Annotated in this window: 14 protein-coding genes and 1 riboswitch; of the genes, 12 read left to right on the top strand and 2 right to left on the bottom strand. The window is 46.4% G+C overall.

Annotated features, from left to right (window positions below):
* Nucleotides 1-69: 69 nt before the first annotated feature.
* The 6 genes from ACFO4L_RS04355 to ACFO4L_RS04330 all read left to right on the top strand — a co-directional run bounded on the left by ACFO4L_RS04355 (nucleotide 70) and on the right by ACFO4L_RS04330 (nucleotide 6,190).
* A complete protein-coding gene (locus ACFO4L_RS04355) occupies nucleotides 70-1,560 on the top strand; it encodes a phytoene desaturase family protein (RefSeq protein ID WP_377908451.1) in 1,491 nt (496 codons plus the stop codon).
* Between the two features lie 28 nt (nucleotides 1,561-1,588).
* Complete coding sequence (locus ACFO4L_RS04350) at nucleotides 1,589-2,404, top strand: S1 family peptidase (RefSeq protein WP_377908450.1); 816 nt, start codon at nucleotides 1,589-1,591, stop codon at nucleotides 2,402-2,404.
* Nucleotides 2,405-2,499: 95 nt separating this feature from the next.
* Nucleotides 2,500-3,582: a dual-specificity RNA methyltransferase RlmN gene (gene rlmN / locus ACFO4L_RS04345; RefSeq protein WP_377908449.1), complete on the top strand. Its 1,083-nt coding sequence runs from the start codon at nucleotides 2,500-2,502 to the stop codon at nucleotides 3,580-3,582.
* Between the two features lie 238 nt (nucleotides 3,583-3,820).
* On the top strand, nucleotides 3,821-4,537 hold the full coding sequence (locus ACFO4L_RS04340; RefSeq protein ID WP_377908448.1) for an HAD family hydrolase: 717 nt from the start codon (nucleotides 3,821-3,823) through the stop codon (nucleotides 4,535-4,537).
* A gap of 104 nt (nucleotides 4,538-4,641) precedes the next feature.
* Nucleotides 4,642-5,601, top strand: coding sequence for a 6-phosphofructokinase (gene pfkA / locus ACFO4L_RS04335; RefSeq protein WP_377908447.1), 960 nt, complete (start codon nucleotides 4,642-4,644; stop codon nucleotides 5,599-5,601).
* 124 nt (nucleotides 5,602-5,725) lie between these two features.
* Nucleotides 5,726-6,190: a TraR/DksA family transcriptional regulator gene (locus ACFO4L_RS04330; RefSeq protein ID WP_377908446.1), complete on the top strand. Its 465-nt coding sequence runs from the start codon at nucleotides 5,726-5,728 to the stop codon at nucleotides 6,188-6,190.
* Between the two features lie 64 nt (nucleotides 6,191-6,254).
* On the opposite strand, the gene pssA is transcribed toward ACFO4L_RS04330, so the two are convergent.
* Nucleotides 6,255-6,956: a CDP-diacylglycerol--serine O-phosphatidyltransferase gene (gene pssA, locus ACFO4L_RS04325; RefSeq protein WP_377908445.1), complete on the bottom strand. Its 702-nt coding sequence runs from the start codon at nucleotides 6,954-6,956 to the stop codon at nucleotides 6,255-6,257.
* Nucleotides 6,957-7,119: 163 nt separating this feature from the next.
* Between pssA and ACFO4L_RS04320 the strand changes: the two genes are divergently transcribed.
* The 3 genes from ACFO4L_RS04320 to ACFO4L_RS04310 are packed head-to-tail and all read left to right on the top strand — an operon-like array spanning nucleotide 7,120 to nucleotide 10,019.
* Nucleotides 7,120-8,061: a ribose-phosphate diphosphokinase gene (locus ACFO4L_RS04320; protein WP_377908444.1), complete on the top strand. Its 942-nt coding sequence runs from the start codon at nucleotides 7,120-7,122 to the stop codon at nucleotides 8,059-8,061.
* Nucleotides 8,062-8,078: 17 nt separating this feature from the next.
* Nucleotides 8,079-9,161 carry an AI-2E family transporter gene (locus ACFO4L_RS04315; RefSeq protein ID WP_377908443.1) on the top strand — a complete coding sequence of 361 codons (1,083 nt, stop codon included), beginning with the start codon at nucleotides 8,079-8,081 and terminating at the stop codon, nucleotides 9,159-9,161.
* A 33-nt stretch (nucleotides 9,162-9,194) separates the two neighbouring features.
* Nucleotides 9,195-10,019 carry a YihY/virulence factor BrkB family protein gene (locus ACFO4L_RS04310; RefSeq protein ID WP_377908442.1) on the top strand — a complete coding sequence of 275 codons (825 nt, stop codon included), beginning with the start codon at nucleotides 9,195-9,197 and terminating at the stop codon, nucleotides 10,017-10,019.
* A gap of 42 nt (nucleotides 10,020-10,061) precedes the next feature.
* Here the strand turns inward: ACFO4L_RS04310 and dapA are convergent, their stop codons facing one another.
* Entirely contained in the window at nucleotides 10,062-10,952 is an 891-nt protein-coding gene (gene dapA / locus ACFO4L_RS04305) for a 4-hydroxy-tetrahydrodipicolinate synthase (protein WP_377908441.1), read from the bottom strand.
* A gap of 103 nt (nucleotides 10,953-11,055) precedes the next feature.
* Nucleotides 11,056-11,236, bottom strand: a riboswitch (Lysine riboswitch).
* A gap of 136 nt (nucleotides 11,237-11,372) precedes the next feature.
* On the opposite strand from dapA, the gene ACFO4L_RS04300 reads away from it, so the two are divergent.
* From ACFO4L_RS04300 to ACFO4L_RS04290, 3 genes are read left to right on the top strand one after another with little or no spacing between them, the layout of a single operon-like run.
* A complete protein-coding gene (locus ACFO4L_RS04300) occupies nucleotides 11,373-12,497 on the top strand; it encodes an NAD(P)/FAD-dependent oxidoreductase (RefSeq protein ID WP_377908440.1) in 1,125 nt (374 codons plus the stop codon).
* A 41-nt stretch (nucleotides 12,498-12,538) separates the two neighbouring features.
* Nucleotides 12,539-13,198, top strand: a complete 660-nt coding sequence (locus ACFO4L_RS04295) for a TVP38/TMEM64 family protein (RefSeq protein ID WP_377908439.1) — start codon at nucleotides 12,539-12,541, stop codon at nucleotides 13,196-13,198.
* Nucleotides 13,195-14,580, top strand: coding sequence for an FAD-dependent oxidoreductase (locus ACFO4L_RS04290; protein WP_377908438.1), 1,386 nt, complete (start codon nucleotides 13,195-13,197; stop codon nucleotides 14,578-14,580). The genes ACFO4L_RS04295 and ACFO4L_RS04290 overlap by 4 nt, the downstream gene beginning before the upstream one ends.
* Nucleotides 14,581-15,276: the final 696 nt, after the last annotated feature.

Below are 15,276 nucleotides of genomic sequence, written 5' to 3'. Positions count from 1 at the left end.
GTCAAGCTGCTGTATTCGTTGCAAACAGGTGTACAGCCGGCCATAATAAGAAGCAGAGGTGATGACCGAATGGAACAGGTGGACGTACTCGTAATCGGTTCAGGGTTTGGCGGGTCTACTGCAGCTGCGCTGCTCGCGGCTGAAGGGAGCAGCGTGGCATTAGTAGAAGCTGCAGCTGAGTGGGGTGGAAGCGCAGGGAAGTTTCAACGAAAGGACTTTCGTTTTCCGGTAGGCGCCACTCTTGGTATGGGATATGAACGGGACGGCATCCACGACAAAATTAACCGGCGGCTGGGAATAGAGATTGAAAAACGTCCGCTCCACACCGTTATGAATGTAGCGATAGCAGACAGAGTCTACCCTTATTATCAAAACCGGGAGCAGTTTCTGCGAATGTGGGATGCAAAACTGCCGCACGCCGCACCAGCGATTCGCTCCTTTTATAGAGAAGTGTGGCATATAGCAGGGTTGCTGCGCCGTCATATGGTTCATTTTCCTGTTGTTCCGCCTGCTACTTTTCAGGAAGCAGAAGCCCTCCTGAAAGGTTTCCACCCGGCAGTGCTCCGCTGCATCCCGTTGCTGCAAAAGCCTCTTGGATACGTCATTCAAAAGCATGGTCTTCAGCATGAAGAAGATTTTATGCACTTTTTAAATGGAGTGCTGCTGGACAGTATGCAAACAGAGGCGGACGCATGTTCTGCGCTGCTTGGCTGCACGGCACTGGACATTTATCACAGAGGGGCCTGGTACATTGAAGGAGGACTTTACCGACAGATCGAAGCTCTGGTACAATCCTGTAAATCAAATGGCGGGACTGTAAAAAAAGGAAGACGGATCGTCGGCATAGCCCGATCTGAATCCGGACTTTGGGAAGCGGAAGATCACAAGGGAGGACGCTGGCAGGCGGCAAATGTGGTCTTGAATACCACTGCTGAAGATGCTGCGTCGCTGCTGCCGGCAGAGGACCGGGCTAAGCTGAGCGGTCGATTGCGGCGTAAAGCGGTAGCCCAGTTTCAATGGGGCGCATTTACAATGTACCTTGCGTTAAAAGATACGCTGACTGAAAAGACACCGCTGTTTCACCAGTTTTTAGTGAATCCTGACAAACAGGCAGAAGCCGGGAATCATTTTTTTGTATCGATTTCTGCTGCCGCTGATTCGCATCGGGCTCCGGCAGGGTATAGAACGGTAACGGTTTCTACACATATTAATCCGGACGACTGGAAAGACAAAACCGCTTATGACCAGTATGCCGCTGCGATAAAGAAAGCGGTACTGGCAAAGCTTGAAACAGTATTCCCCGGTTTTACGGACGAAGCAGTACACATGTTCACTGCTGGACCATTGGCATGGCAGCATTATACACGCAGAACCGGCGGTAAAGTAGGCGGGTTTCCGCAAACCCCTGACAATGCACTTTATCGGGCCATTTCTCACAGAAGCGGCATTACAGGGCTCTGGTTATGCGGAGACAACATTTTTCCGGGAGCTGGTTCGATCGGCGCCTCGAGCTCAGGAGTTCATTGCGCAAGATCGATAACCGGCCGCCAGCCCGTCTAATGACAAGTCGAAGCGGGAGTGACTATTATTGACAGATGACCACAATCAGACTGATAAGAACCGAGAGGAACAGGAAGAAAAAAGGGAAGAGCTGTTTTACGATGGGGAGAAGTATTTAACAAGAGAAGAATTTTTTAATCCCCCTGATCCGGTTGAACCGGAGCCAAAAAAGAAAATGAAACGTGGTTTAAAGATTACTATTGCGTCCATTGCAGCAATCGCTTTACTGGCGAATGTAATGGCGGTATGGCCGCAGCTGATAAACATTCCAGCTTTTCATTTTTTAAGCAATGCCTATGAACTGAGAGGCGACGAAGACGTGCAGGATTTTCAACAGTCAATTGTCGTCATTCGTTCAGGTGATGCCAAAGGAACCGGTTTTGTATTCGATGATGGCAGAGTCATGACAAATCAGCACGTAGTTGATCATGATGCTCCGATATCGATTCATTTTGAAGATGGCACGTCCTATCAAGCTGACATTGAGCTTGAGAATGAGGAGATTGATACGGCTGTGCTGGAAGCAGACTTTTCGACGGAGGAGCATCCCTCGCTGGAGATTGGGAGCGGTTTTCGTCAGGGGGAAGAGGTTACGATAATTGGAAATCCCCGCTTTTTCAATTTTGTACCGAACTCGGGCATTATAGCTGGTTACCTGGAATCTGCACAACCTGAGCCGGTGATCGCACTCGACGCACCAGTTTACAGAGGAAGCAGCGGAAGTCCGGTTATCAATGCCTCTGGAGAAGTAATTGGGGTTGTATATGCAACGACTAATAGAGACGGAGAACGGTTTGGGCTGGCTGTCGATATGGAAATTATTAATCAGGAGATCCTCAGGTGACTTGCATTTTCTCTGTGAAGCTGAGATAATGGCAGATGGTCAAAAAAGATTGGAACTACTGATTACGGTAGATTAGTAAAGAAAAGAGGGTTAACATGAATAAAGAGTCTATTTACAGCTATACGCTTCCGGCTCTTGAAGACTGGTTTACCGGGCGCGGGCATAAACCTTTCCGGGCAAAACAGCTGTGGGACTGGCTTTACCGCAAACGAATTGACGATTTTAATGAAATCACTAATATGAAAAAAGATGTGTTGGAGGAATTAAAAGAAACCTTTACGCTCCAAACACTTGAAGTCCATTCCAAGCAAGTCTCCAAAGATGGAACAATGAAATTTTTATTCCGTTTAAAGGATGGTAATCTGATTGAAACGGTATTAATGCGGTTTGATTACGGTTCCTCTGTGTGTGTCACAACTCAAATCGGCTGTAACATTGGCTGCAGCTTTTGTGCAAGCGGTCTTCTGACAAAAAGCCGCGATTTGAGTGCAGGCGAAATTGTCGAGCAGATCATGCATGTGCAAAAAGCAATGGATGAAGAGCAAAAAGAAGAACGTGTCAGTCATATCGTCGTCATGGGCATCGGAGAACCATTTGATAACTACGATAATCTGATGGCTTTCTTACGCGTTGTGAATAACGACAGCGGTCTTGCTATCGGCGCCCGGCATATTACCGTATCGACGAGCGGCATTATTAAACGGATCTATGACTTTGCAAATGAAAATCTGCAGGTGAATCTTGCTGTTTCTCTGCACGCGCCGAACAATGATCTGCGTACAAAAATTATGAAAATCAACAAAGCGCAGCCGATCGAGAAGCTTATGGAGGCTGTTGATTATTATTTAGAGAAAACAAACCGCCGTATCACATTTGAATATATTCTGCTCGATGGTGTGAATGATGGAAAAGATGAAGCACTGGAACTGGCTGAGCTTATTAAAGATAAAAAGAAGCTCTCCTATGTCAATCTGATCCCATACAATCCGGTAGATGAGCATATTCAGTATGAGCAAAGCCGCAAGAGTAATATCCTCACCTTTTTCGATACGCTGATGAAAGCGGGTATTCAATGCGGAGTCCGCCATGAGCAGGGTTCTGATATCGATGCTGCCTGCGGACAGCTGCGAAGCAAACAGATGAAAAAGGACCGTGAGAAGAAAAAACAAATGCAATAAACTTCTATGAACAGGCCGCCCCGAGCGGTCTGTTTTTTTGATTATGCCGTACTTAGTGGACAATCTATATGATATCAGCAAAAGAGGGGGAACAAGTCTGTATTTCTAAAGGGAAAATAGAACAAGCTGGCCTATGTATCCAGGAAAAAGAAACTGGCTTTTCAACGACGCTACCAAGAATATCTGCTAAACTGATGAAGAATATAAAATACACAGCAGTATGTCAGGAGTGGATAAAATGAAAGCAGTGTTATTTGATCTTGATGGCACAATGCTTCCAATTGATACAGAAGCGTTTGTAAAAGCTTACATGAAAAAGCTTGCTCCAGCTGTCCAGCACCTGGTTCATCCGGATCAGTTTGTTCAGGCTCTATGGAGAGGCACAGCAGCGATGCAGCAAAATCTGGATCCTGCCAAAACGAATGAACAAGTATTTATGGAAACATTTATTCCGGAAGCAGGGGTTTCGCAGCGTGAGATTGCACCCGTGCTGCATACATTTTATGAAGAAGAGTTTGCTTCATTACGGCCAGAGGGGCTTCCTTCCACAAAAGCAGCAGACATTATCGATGCTGCGTCCCGACAGGGATTGATAACAGCTGCTGCTACAAATCCTGTTTTTCCGGAAGCAGCCGTACGCCATCGATTGAATTGGGCAGGGATTGACCGCAGCTCTCTCGATTTCATCACGTCTTATGAGAACAGCTCGTTTACAAAACCGCATACACAATACTATGAAGAGCTTTGCGATCGAATGGAAGTAGCTCCGGAAGAGTGCATAATGGTGGGAAATGACGTTCAGGAGGATATTGTTGCTGGGAGCATCGGCATGAAAACGTACCTTGTTACGGGGTTTGTGATTGACCGGGGAAGCCCTGCATACAAGCCTGACGATACTGGTACGCTTGACGATCTGTTTCAAGACATTCAGTCAGGCACGGGATTGTTTAAATAATAGACTCTTTATGCAGCAGGATTTCCTGCTGTTTTTTCATCATTTAATCAAGAGACGTGGTAAACTAGCTTTAGAAGTCTGACATCTGAAAGGAGCTGGATAACATGAAAAAAATTGCTGTATTGACTAGCGGAGGAGATGCTCCGGGTATGAATGCTGCAGTCCGTGCTGTGGTCCGCGCTGCACTGTATTATAATTATGAAATTTATGGGGTGAAACGCGGATTTGAGGGACTGATAAAAGGAGATTTGGAGCAGCTCAATGCTTCTTCAGTGGGAGACATTATACATAAAGGTGGAACATTTTTAAAGACGGCTCGTTCTAAAACATTTATGACGCCTGAAGGGCGAAAACAAGCGATCGATCAGCTTCATGCCTTAAATATAAGTGCGGTCATCGTAATAGGAGGGGACGGGTCGTTTCGTGGCGCAGAAGCATTAAGCCGAGAAGGAATTCAAACAATTGGTATTCCTGCTACGATTGACAATGACCTGGGTTATACAGATTTTACGATCGGATTTGATACGGCAGTCAATACGGTCCTGCGTGCAGTGACAAATATCCGCGATACGTCGAGCAGTCACGAGAAGACGACGATTATTGAAGTGATGGGAAGAAACTGCGGAGATCTTGCCCTTTATGCAGGAGCAGCTGGCGGTGCAGAGAGCATTATCGTTCCTGAAAAGCCATTTACGGTACAGGAGATTGCAGACAAAATTCGAAAAGGGCGTACAAGAGGCAAACTGCACCATATTTTGATGCTTGCTGAAGGTGCTGGAAGCGCTACAGAAATTCAACAGAAGCTGGAAGCGGAAACTGGGGAAAAATCAAGAATAACAGTGCTTGGCTTCATACAACGCGGTGGTGATCCAACTGCAGCGGATCGTCTGCTCGCAAGCAGAATGGGATTAAAAGCAGTCGAGGCATGCAGGGACGGTGCAGACAGTGCTGTGATTGGCATCGACAAAAATGATTTGACGGTTACCAACATAGATGAAGCACTGAAGCGCGGTAAAAAAGATGACGGAGAATTGACAAGATTGACCACAATCCTTTCAACGTGATGAATACAACATGGAGCAGCTCTGTGCCCGGCAGCTACCGGCAAGAGCATTTTTGCGAAATGTTTATGATTATCCTCAAGCGTGAATACTGTATGTATTCACCTATTGGAGGGAGCTATCAATCATGAATGAAAAAAAACAGGCTTATTTTAAAGACAAATTAGAAAAAAGGCGAAGAGAGATTTTGGCTGACTCTTCAGAAACAGAAGAGAGTGAAGAGCTTTCCAACTATGACAATCATCCGGCAGATCAAGGAACCGAATTAGCTGAGCGTCATACTGAGGCCGCCTTGGAGCAGCAGCAGCAGGATGAGCTGGCTGAAATTGACGAATCTCTCAACATGATCGAGAACGGGACGTACGGAACCTGCGTTGTCAGCGGAGAGCCAATTCCTGAAGAACGGCTGGAAATTATGCCGCACGCTAAAACGACGGTAGAGCATGCCGAAAAGCGGGACAAACGTCAACGGCCGGTAGAAGAAGAAGTAACAGACCCGCTGCATGAAACAACGGCAAGAGGATCGCTGCGTTCTGATTTTGCTGAGGAAGCCTATGGACACGGAAGCTCAGATTCAGATCAGGACAAATAATCCCCTTATTTAACATCATTTTGTTTAAGCTGCAGCCGCTGAATAAAAAAAGACTATGGCAGCATCAGCCATAGTCTTCCGTTTTTTGCACCCGCTTTTTTTTCCAAACGGAAAAAATAATCAAAAACAAAATGTATAAAATAATTGCGGCAATGATTAAATTGGAATATTCAATCATAGCATTGTAGCGGGTTACGGCTATCAATGATACGAGCATGACAGTGATCAAAATAGCATACTTGGGAACTGGAACGTTCTTAAGGCTAGGAACCGGGATCCGGCTTACCATCAAAATGCAAAGCAGCATATACAGAGCGGAAATAGCTGCCTGTGGAATGGCGAAATTAAAAAATGTCAGCAGCGCAATAACGCCGCCTGCTGCTGTGATCGGCACGCCGGTAAAATAGTTTTTTTGAGTGCTGTCGGTATCAATATTGAATCTGGCAAGCCTAATCGCTCCAAAGATAGGGAAAATACCGGTGAGAATCAGCCCTGTCCAGCCGAGGTCGCTGAAGGTAGTCCCATAAACAAGCATAGCAGGTGCAACCCCAAATGTGACGATATCCGCGAGGGAGTCCAGTTCTTTGCCAAAGGATGATTCCACCCCCAGCTTCCGAGCTGTCCATCCGTCCATACTGTCTAACATCATGCCGATAATAATAAATACAGCTGCATTTTGATAATCACCTTTTGCTGCAGCTCCAATTGATAAAAATCCGAAAAATAAATTTGCAAGCGTAATGCCGTTCGGCAGATGACGAATCAACCTGTCTGCCTCCTTTCAACCGTTTAACTGGAAGGTATTTAAACTTCATTAAGGCCGGTAGTAGTCATTATACACGATCTACAGACTGGACGGTACAGAAGTTTAGTCGGCAAATGGATAATGCTGTGATAGGATAGAATAAACAGCATGTTGGAGGGATACGATGAAGGAGACAATGAAGTTATTTACATTAAATTCTAATCGGGAACTTTCAGAAGAGATTGCCCGCGAGCTTGGCATGACGCTCGGTAATTCTTCAATAACAAGGTTCAGCGATGGCGAGGTACAAATTAATATCGAAGAAACGGTCAGAGGCTATGATACATATTTAATTCAGTCTACCTCTGAGCCCGGAAGCGAATACATCATGGAGCTGCTGATTATGATCGATGCTTTAAAGCGTGCATCAGCTCAGTCGATAAACGTAGTGATCCCTTATTATGGCTACTCGCGTCAGGACAGGAAAGCACGATCGAGAGAGCCGATTACGGCCAAATTAATAGCAAATTTGCTGGAGGCAGCGGGCACGACGCGGATATTAACAGTAGATCTGCATGCTGCTCAGGTACAGGGCTTTTTTAATATTCCTGTGGACGAGCTGCGCGCAAACAATCTCCTCTCTGATTATTTCGCAGAGAAAAAATTGAATGATATTGTCGTTGTAGCGCCGGAAAATGCTGGAACAGCAAGAGCGCGCCGCTTAGCTGAACAACTGGATGCGCCGATAGCATTTATCGACAAACAGCGTAAGAACGCGCCGGACTCTGTTCACGGCATTAATATTATTGGGGATATTCAAAATAAATCAGCTATTATCATCGATGACATGATTGACACCGCTCGCACCGTAACTTCAGGCGCACAGGCACTGATCGAACTGGGAGCCGCCGATGTTTATGCATGCGCCACCCATGGTGTGCTTTCAGAACCGGCAGTTACCCGTATTCGGGAATCTGCTCTGAAAGAAGTTGTCCTAACGAACACTGTCCGGATCCCTAAGCAAAAGCGGGACGAAAAAATAACGGTACTTACCGTTGGTCCGCTTGTAGCAGAAGGAATCAGAAGGGTACAGGAAAACGAATCTGTCAGCACGCTGTTTGACTGACAGTCAGGAGGCGTTTGATGCCGAAGTCAAAGTGGTTCTTATTTTTATACAGTGTCGTGTTAATTCTTTTAGCAATAAATTTGGCAGTAGAAGTGCCGTTTGTTTTCCGGCCTTTTGCAATTGCCTTTTCATCGCTTGCCCCCGTCATTATTGTCGGAGGAGTTCTATACTACATCCTGCGTCCTCTCGTCAGACTGCTTGAAAAGTGGATGCCCACGGTCGTGTCCATCTTACTTATATTCCTTGCTTTTTTAGGAGCGGGAGCAGGTGTCGCTGCATTGGTTGGTCCTATTCTGGTTCAGCAGACAGAAAACCTGATTGATAACTTCCCGAACATCGCTACCGGTGTCGAGAACTGGATCAATGATCTGTTGACGCATGAATGGGTCACGATGCTTCAAAATGAACCGATTCTGGAGGACTTCGATCCCTCTGTTATTACAGACAACCTAACGGATTTCGCGAGCCAGTTTGGAGGCAACCTGCTCAGTGCACTCGGAATGGCATTCAGCGTGGTGACAGTGCTCGTTCTTTTACCGTTTGTCCTCTTTTTCCTGCTAAAGGACGGCGGGAAATTTCCGGAGAGCGTTCTCAGCAAGCTTCCTTCAGATTCACAGGATGAAGGGCAGAAAATTATGAGCGATATGGATAGCACGCTCAGTGCTTATATTCAGGGACAGGCAATTGTCAGTGTGTGTGTCGGTATTCTGTCTTATATCGTATATTTGATCATAGGACTGGATTATGCGGTTGTTCTGGCGCTCATCGCAATGTTTACGAACCTGATTCCATTTGTAGGGCCGTTTATCGGCACGATCCCCGCCGTCATTGTAGCGTTGTTTGATTCGCCAATAACAGCACTGTGGGTCGTTCTAGGTATTATCATTATCCAGCAGATTGAGAGCAACCTCATTTCGCCCAACGTCATGGGGCATAAGCTGAAGGTGCATCCGCTAACGATTATTCTCCTGCTTTTGATAGCGGGCAATCTGGCTGGATTGATTGGATTAATCCTTGCTATACCAACGTATGCTATTTCTAAAGTTATCGTTCAAAACGTTTATCGTCTTCTCAAACTTAAATATCCAGGACTTAACTAACCGGTTCGATTGATCCGTACAGGAGGCGAAGCTATGTGGGCAGTCTGGAAAGAGTATGCTCTCGAAATCAAGGAGGAGTGGTCACGGGATGACGTGCCGCTGCTGGCTGCGGCACAAGCCTATTATTACGTGTTATCTGTCATCCCATTAATGATCCTTCTTTTAGCTATTTTGCCGTATTTTCAGCTGGATCCGGACCAAGTATTATCATATGCAGAAGAATTTTTACCTGGTGCGGCAGTCGATGTATTTGAAGACACAATAGTCGATGCTGTCTCTGAACCGAATGGAGGACTTCTTACTGTAGGAATATTAGGAACGATCTGGTCAGCATCCAATGGCATGAATGCGTTTATTCAAGCGATAAATACAGCTTTCAATGTGACAAAAAAGCGTTCTTTTTTAAAGCACCGCGGCCTTTCTATTTTGCTTACGCTGCTTTTGCTTTTAAGTCTTATCACTACGCTGTTTTTGCCGATATTTGGTGAAGCCATTCTTGGAGCCGTTCAGCAAATGGCAGAGCTGCCTGCTCAAACGGAGCTGCTTATTCAGGCAGGCAGATGGATTATAGCCCTTCTCGTTGTTATCACCATTTTAACGGCGCTGTATACGGTGGCTCCTAATATGAAAATACCGTTTAAAAGCGTTATCCCCGGTGCAGTCGCTGCGACAATCGGGTGGATGGCTGCATCATATGGTTTTTCGATCTATATTAGCAACTTCGGTAACTTTTCTGCTACTTACGGCAGTTTGGGCGGCATGATTATTCTAATGCTGTGGATGTTTTTAACCGGAATCATTTTGCTGATTGGGGCAGAAATAAATGCTATTCATTTCAGACGACAGCAAGGAAGATAGGAACATACAAAACCACCGCCGATTCGGCGGTGGTTTTGTTGATTATACAGCAGAGTGCAGAATGCGATTTGCTAGTACTCCTGCAACTACTTGCTCTTCAAGTGGTGTGAGCTTTGTAATCGGCAGTCTGACCGGGCCTGCAGAAACGCCGATCATGCTGAGGGCAGCTTTAACCGGAGCAGGGCTCGGTGCACAGAACATTGCATCCATAAGCGGTACGAGTTGTCTGTGGAGACTTCGGGCTTCCTGATGACGTCCCTCATCGAATAAATCTAGCATCTCTTTCATAGCGGAACCAGCTATGTGCGAAGCAACTGAAACAATACCGGATGCGCCTATTGCGTAGGCAGGAAGCGTCAAACTGTCATCGCCGCTGTAGAGAGTGAATCCTTCAGGAGCATCTGACATGACAGCGTTCATATGGTCCAGGTCTCCGCTTGCATCTTTTATCGACACGATATTGTCCGCATCCTGAGCCAAGCGGATCGTTGTTTCCGCCGTCAGGTGTACGCCCGTTCTGCCCGGGACATTATACAGCATAACCGGAAGCGACGTCGCTTCCGCGACTGCCATAAAGTGCTGATACATCCCTTCCTGATTTGGTTTGTTATAATATGGAGCAGTCAGCATAACAGCATCCGCGCCAGCCTGTTCTGCAAGCTGTGTCAGCTGGCAGGCAGCGTACGTGCTGTTCGTACCGGTGCCTGCAATAACCGGAACTCGGCCTGCTGCGGCATCTACCGTATTCTTGAAAAGAGCTGCTTTTTCTTCGTGGCTAAGGGTAGGGGCTTCCCCAGTCGTTCCGCCGGCAACGATCGCGTTTGAACCAGTGTCAATTAAGTGCTGAACGAGCTCCCGAAGCTTTTGAAGATCGATGTGACCATTCTCATCAAAAGGTGTAACCATTGCGGTGATAATTCTGCCAAAATTCATTGTATCCCTCTATTCAATAAGATAGTTGAATAGAGCTAAATCATTGGCCGAAAAGTTAAAAAAGCAGCAGGCGGAGGGCCTGCTGCTGAAAATAATCCTTCCAGCGTGAGATAGCCCTTCACACAGCATTAGCTGTATGACAGTGCTGCACCTGTTCGGTGTCAGCCCCAGCCTCAGCCTCCGGGAGAGGATCAGGCTTCGGCGCCGCTTCCTTTCAGCTGCTTTCAAAGAATCCCCTGATTCTCCGGCAGCTTACTCATAAAAGGCGCACCTCTAAACTCACTTCAAGTGTTGAAGTAATGTGTAACTGTTGACAGCGTATCAGACTGTGGCTGAAGTTGCAAGCAGGTAAATAAATTTGTCACGTCTACTCTGCTGTTTTAAAATAGCGATAGCCTGTCGGCACGAAAGGAGTTTCTTATGGAAAACTATTTTATTATCGGCGGAGGCATCCTGGGTGCTTCTACCGCTTATCATCTGACGCGCAGCGGCTGCAAGGTAACGCTGTTCGATGCAGGTCATAAAGGACGTGCAGCTGATGCAGCAGCAGGTATCATCGCACCATGGGTATCCCAGCGCCGCAATAAAAAATGGTATGCAATTGCACGTGGAGGAGCTATCTATTATCCGGAGCTGATCGACATGCTGCGCGACAGCGGGCAGGAAGGCGCAGGATACCAAAAAGTTGGCTCTCTCCATCTGCATGATATAGATGAGAGGCTGGATCATAAGCACCGCCATCTGCTGAAGCGTCAAGAAACAGCTCATGAAATGGGGAAGATAACGCTGCTTAACCACGCAGAAACAAGAGCTTATTTCCCAGAAGCGCACGAGCGTTTTCAATCCGTTCATGTGGAAGGATCTGCCCGTGTGAACGGAGCAGAACTGAGAGAGGCCCTGCTGCAAGCAGCGGTCAATGAAGGCTTACATCTCGTTCATGATCATGCAGCTCTCCACCTGCAGAACGGCAGACCTGCAGTAACTGTCGGTCCTGAAACATTTTATCCAGATAAGCTGATCATTACTGCAGGTGCCTGGACTCGTCCTCTCCTCGAGCAAGCAGGCTTTGAGAGCAGAAGTTCTGTACAAAAAGGACAGATTATTCATCTCAAGAAACGGGACGAAAATAAGCACTACCCAGTTGTCATACCGCACGGAGAATACTATCTGATACACTTCGGAGGAGGAAACATGGCTTTTGGTGCATCGAAAGAAGAAATTACCGATTATAATACAGAGGTCTCTGCAGGCAGTCAGGCAGAATTGCTTCAAGCGCTCCTTCATGTAGCGCCAAGTCTTGAGAATGCAGAAATAACCGGTGTCCGTACAGGCCTCAGGCCGTTCACACCCGGATTTTTACCTGTCTTTGGACCGTTGAAGGGCGGATCGGATATTATCGTAGCGGATGGACTGGGAGCTTCCGGCTTGACTTCCGGCCCATACCTCGGTAGAGAGCTTGCAAATCTGGCGACTGGACAACCGATGGAGCTTGATCCGGCTGATTATCCGCTTGAAAAAGCAGCAGCTGATACGATTTTAGATTAGAGAGCATCGAAAACGGATATAGGAGGAAAAGGAGCCACTTTATGAATGTTCAAACGCTAATTAAAGCCGCTGCAGTTATTGCGGCGGCTGCTCTTCTGATTTATATAAATGCTACTTATTTGAATTTTGAAGCGGAACAGCTGCAGGACTTTTTTCTGTCATTCGGACTTCTTGGTCCGGCCGTATTCGTGTTGATGTTCGCAATGAGGCCGTTTCTTCTCTTTCCCGCCTCTGTCATGGCAGTAGCCGGGGGACTGGCCTTTGGACCAATCATCGGTCCGGCTGCCACATACGCAGGGTCCCTAGCTGGAGCGCTGCTGTCTTTTCTATTTATTCGTAAATTAGGGGGCAGAAAAAAGCAAAAACTTTCCGGAGCTAAACGAGAGGTTATAAAAAAACGAATTGAAGAGAACGGCATGTTTTACATCATTTCTTTGCGAATTCTTCCAGTAATTAATTTTGACTTGGTAACGTACCTGGCTGCAGCATCCTCTATTAAACTGAAAACGTTTCTCGGCGCTACAATGATCGGTATTATTCCGGGCACGCTGGCATTCAATCTCCTTGGAGCATCGCTTGCGGATTTAAGTGCAGGCATGATTGCTGCAACAGCCGGAGTATTCGCTGTCGCGCTTATTATTCCTTATATCGTAAAACGAATGCTGAAAAAGAAAAACGTTGACCTAGAAGAACTAACATGACAGCTTATGAAGAAGGTGGTTCTGTGGAACAATTCCAGGTAGTAGTGATTGGCGGAGGCGTTGGAGGGCTGACGCTTGCTCTCCGGCTTGCGCAGCAAAATACAAAGGTGCTCGTCATCGAAAAAGATAAAAACCCTGGCAAAATCTATAAAGGCGAGCTGCTTCAACCAAAGTCGCTGCTTCATTTCAGAGAAATGGGGATCGACCATCGTATTGTAAAGACGAGTCACCCGCTCCCGACTATTCATACCTATGAAATGAAAGAAGCAGCGGACGGCACGGTAGAGGAAAGCATGTACATTCCGCTTCATTATGACCGCCTGCCTGTAACCTTTCCGGAAGCACGCATGATACCTCACGAAAAGCTGAAAAACATCATTTTAGAGGAAGCAGTTAAGCATGATTCGTTTCATTACTGGAATCCAGCAGCTTTTCAAAAGTTTACATCGATGGACAGTAAAGTGAAACAATTCAATCGGGCCATGGTGAAGAAAGAAGGTGAGGAAATTGAGATACAGGCTGATTTCTTTGTAGGAGCTGAAGGCAGGTCGTCGCTGATGCGCAAGGCAATGGAGCAGCAGCTTGTCACTACACAGTACAACCATCACTTTCTTACAGTAACATTCCCGAGACCGGAAAACTACACAGAAGCTAGAATGTACGCTTCACATAAATCATTTATTGGGTTGTTTCCGCTTCCTGACAATGAAGTACGGTGTGTCCTGCTGATCAAACCAGGTGATTATAACAGGATGAAAAAGGAAGGCCTGCATACGTTTTACGATCCAATTATTCAGTTTGAACCGGAGTTGAAAGACTGCGTCACGCAGATCGAATCATGGAAGAAAATACAGCTCATGATTCCAATCCGTCATAACATTCACGAATATGTTCAAGGGAATGCAGCGATTATTGGAGATGCCGCTCACGCCGTTCATCCGATGGCTGGAGAGGGAATGAACCTGGCTATTCAGGATGGGGCGATTCTTGGAGATTTGCTGAACTGGATGTTTGAAACGAATAATCTTGAGCCTAAGCATCTGCGGATGTTTGAGAAAGTAAGAAAAAAGAGAGCAGACCGGCTGTCGCTGCTCAGTCATTTTTCTGCGCTCGGGTATGCTTGGTCATTTAAGTGGTATCAGTGGGGCCGGATGTTTGCGCTGAAGCGTTTTGAACGACATCCGATTCTCCACTACAAGCATATGCTGAATATCTCCGGGGTAGGCTGGTGGATGTATACGCCAATGGACGCTGCCCGGTTTTTAGGCCCTTCTTCTATGTACATGCGATCTCGGTTTAAAAAGCGCAGTCAAAAAGCAGTTTTCACTGATCAGGATGATTATCCATGGCGTAAAAAAAGACAAAGCTCTGAAGAGGACTGAAACCTTTCTGAGTGAAAAGGGTATTTGAATGATGACTAAAAAACCGGTACAGCTTCCGACCTGTACCGGTTTTTTAGCGTATCGATCACATAGTTGCAAGTAAAGCACCCTTCATTAATCTTTATTTGGAAACATTCACTTTCCGTCTGATGACAACCAAATCTTTCCCTAACGCTGATTCTTTTAGATTTGAGTCAGCCGATTTCAGCAGCTGAGACGATTATTGAAACACTTGATAAAGTGCTGGGACGAGCTTGCATCGATAGAATTGCCGCTTTTTATGCGACGCAATACTTACGAAAGGGTGCGCCAGTGTTTCGCAGCATTCGCTAGTGTGTTACGAGCAGCCCAAGAATCCTTCGCCGCGCGCATGACGGACGCAGATCGTGTGAAATAAGCTGGACGGGGTGTCGAATGCTTTTTAGGGGAAGCCTGTATCTGAATGAAGGCGTGCCCTCCTAAATGTTAGTTGATTTAATAGACGTTGAGACCCCCTTATGAAGTAACTTAAAATACGTCTAAGGCAGAATATATAAGCTAAAAAGATCGGCAGGAGTGCGAATAGCGGTTAAGCATGCTGAGGTTAATAACAGTCTGGAAGACTTCTCGCTCAGGCTTTTGACGTGAATGTATGGATGAGCTGAACTGTCATCTCAAGTCGCACGGGCAAACGGAATATGCTAAACTGGAAGTACG

The organism is Bacillus daqingensis, from assembly GCF_042654445.1.
GTDB lineage: Bacteria > Bacillota > Bacilli > Bacillales > Salisediminibacteriaceae > Alkalicoccus > Alkalicoccus luteus.
This window is presented reverse-complemented; position numbering and strand designations above follow the sequence as displayed.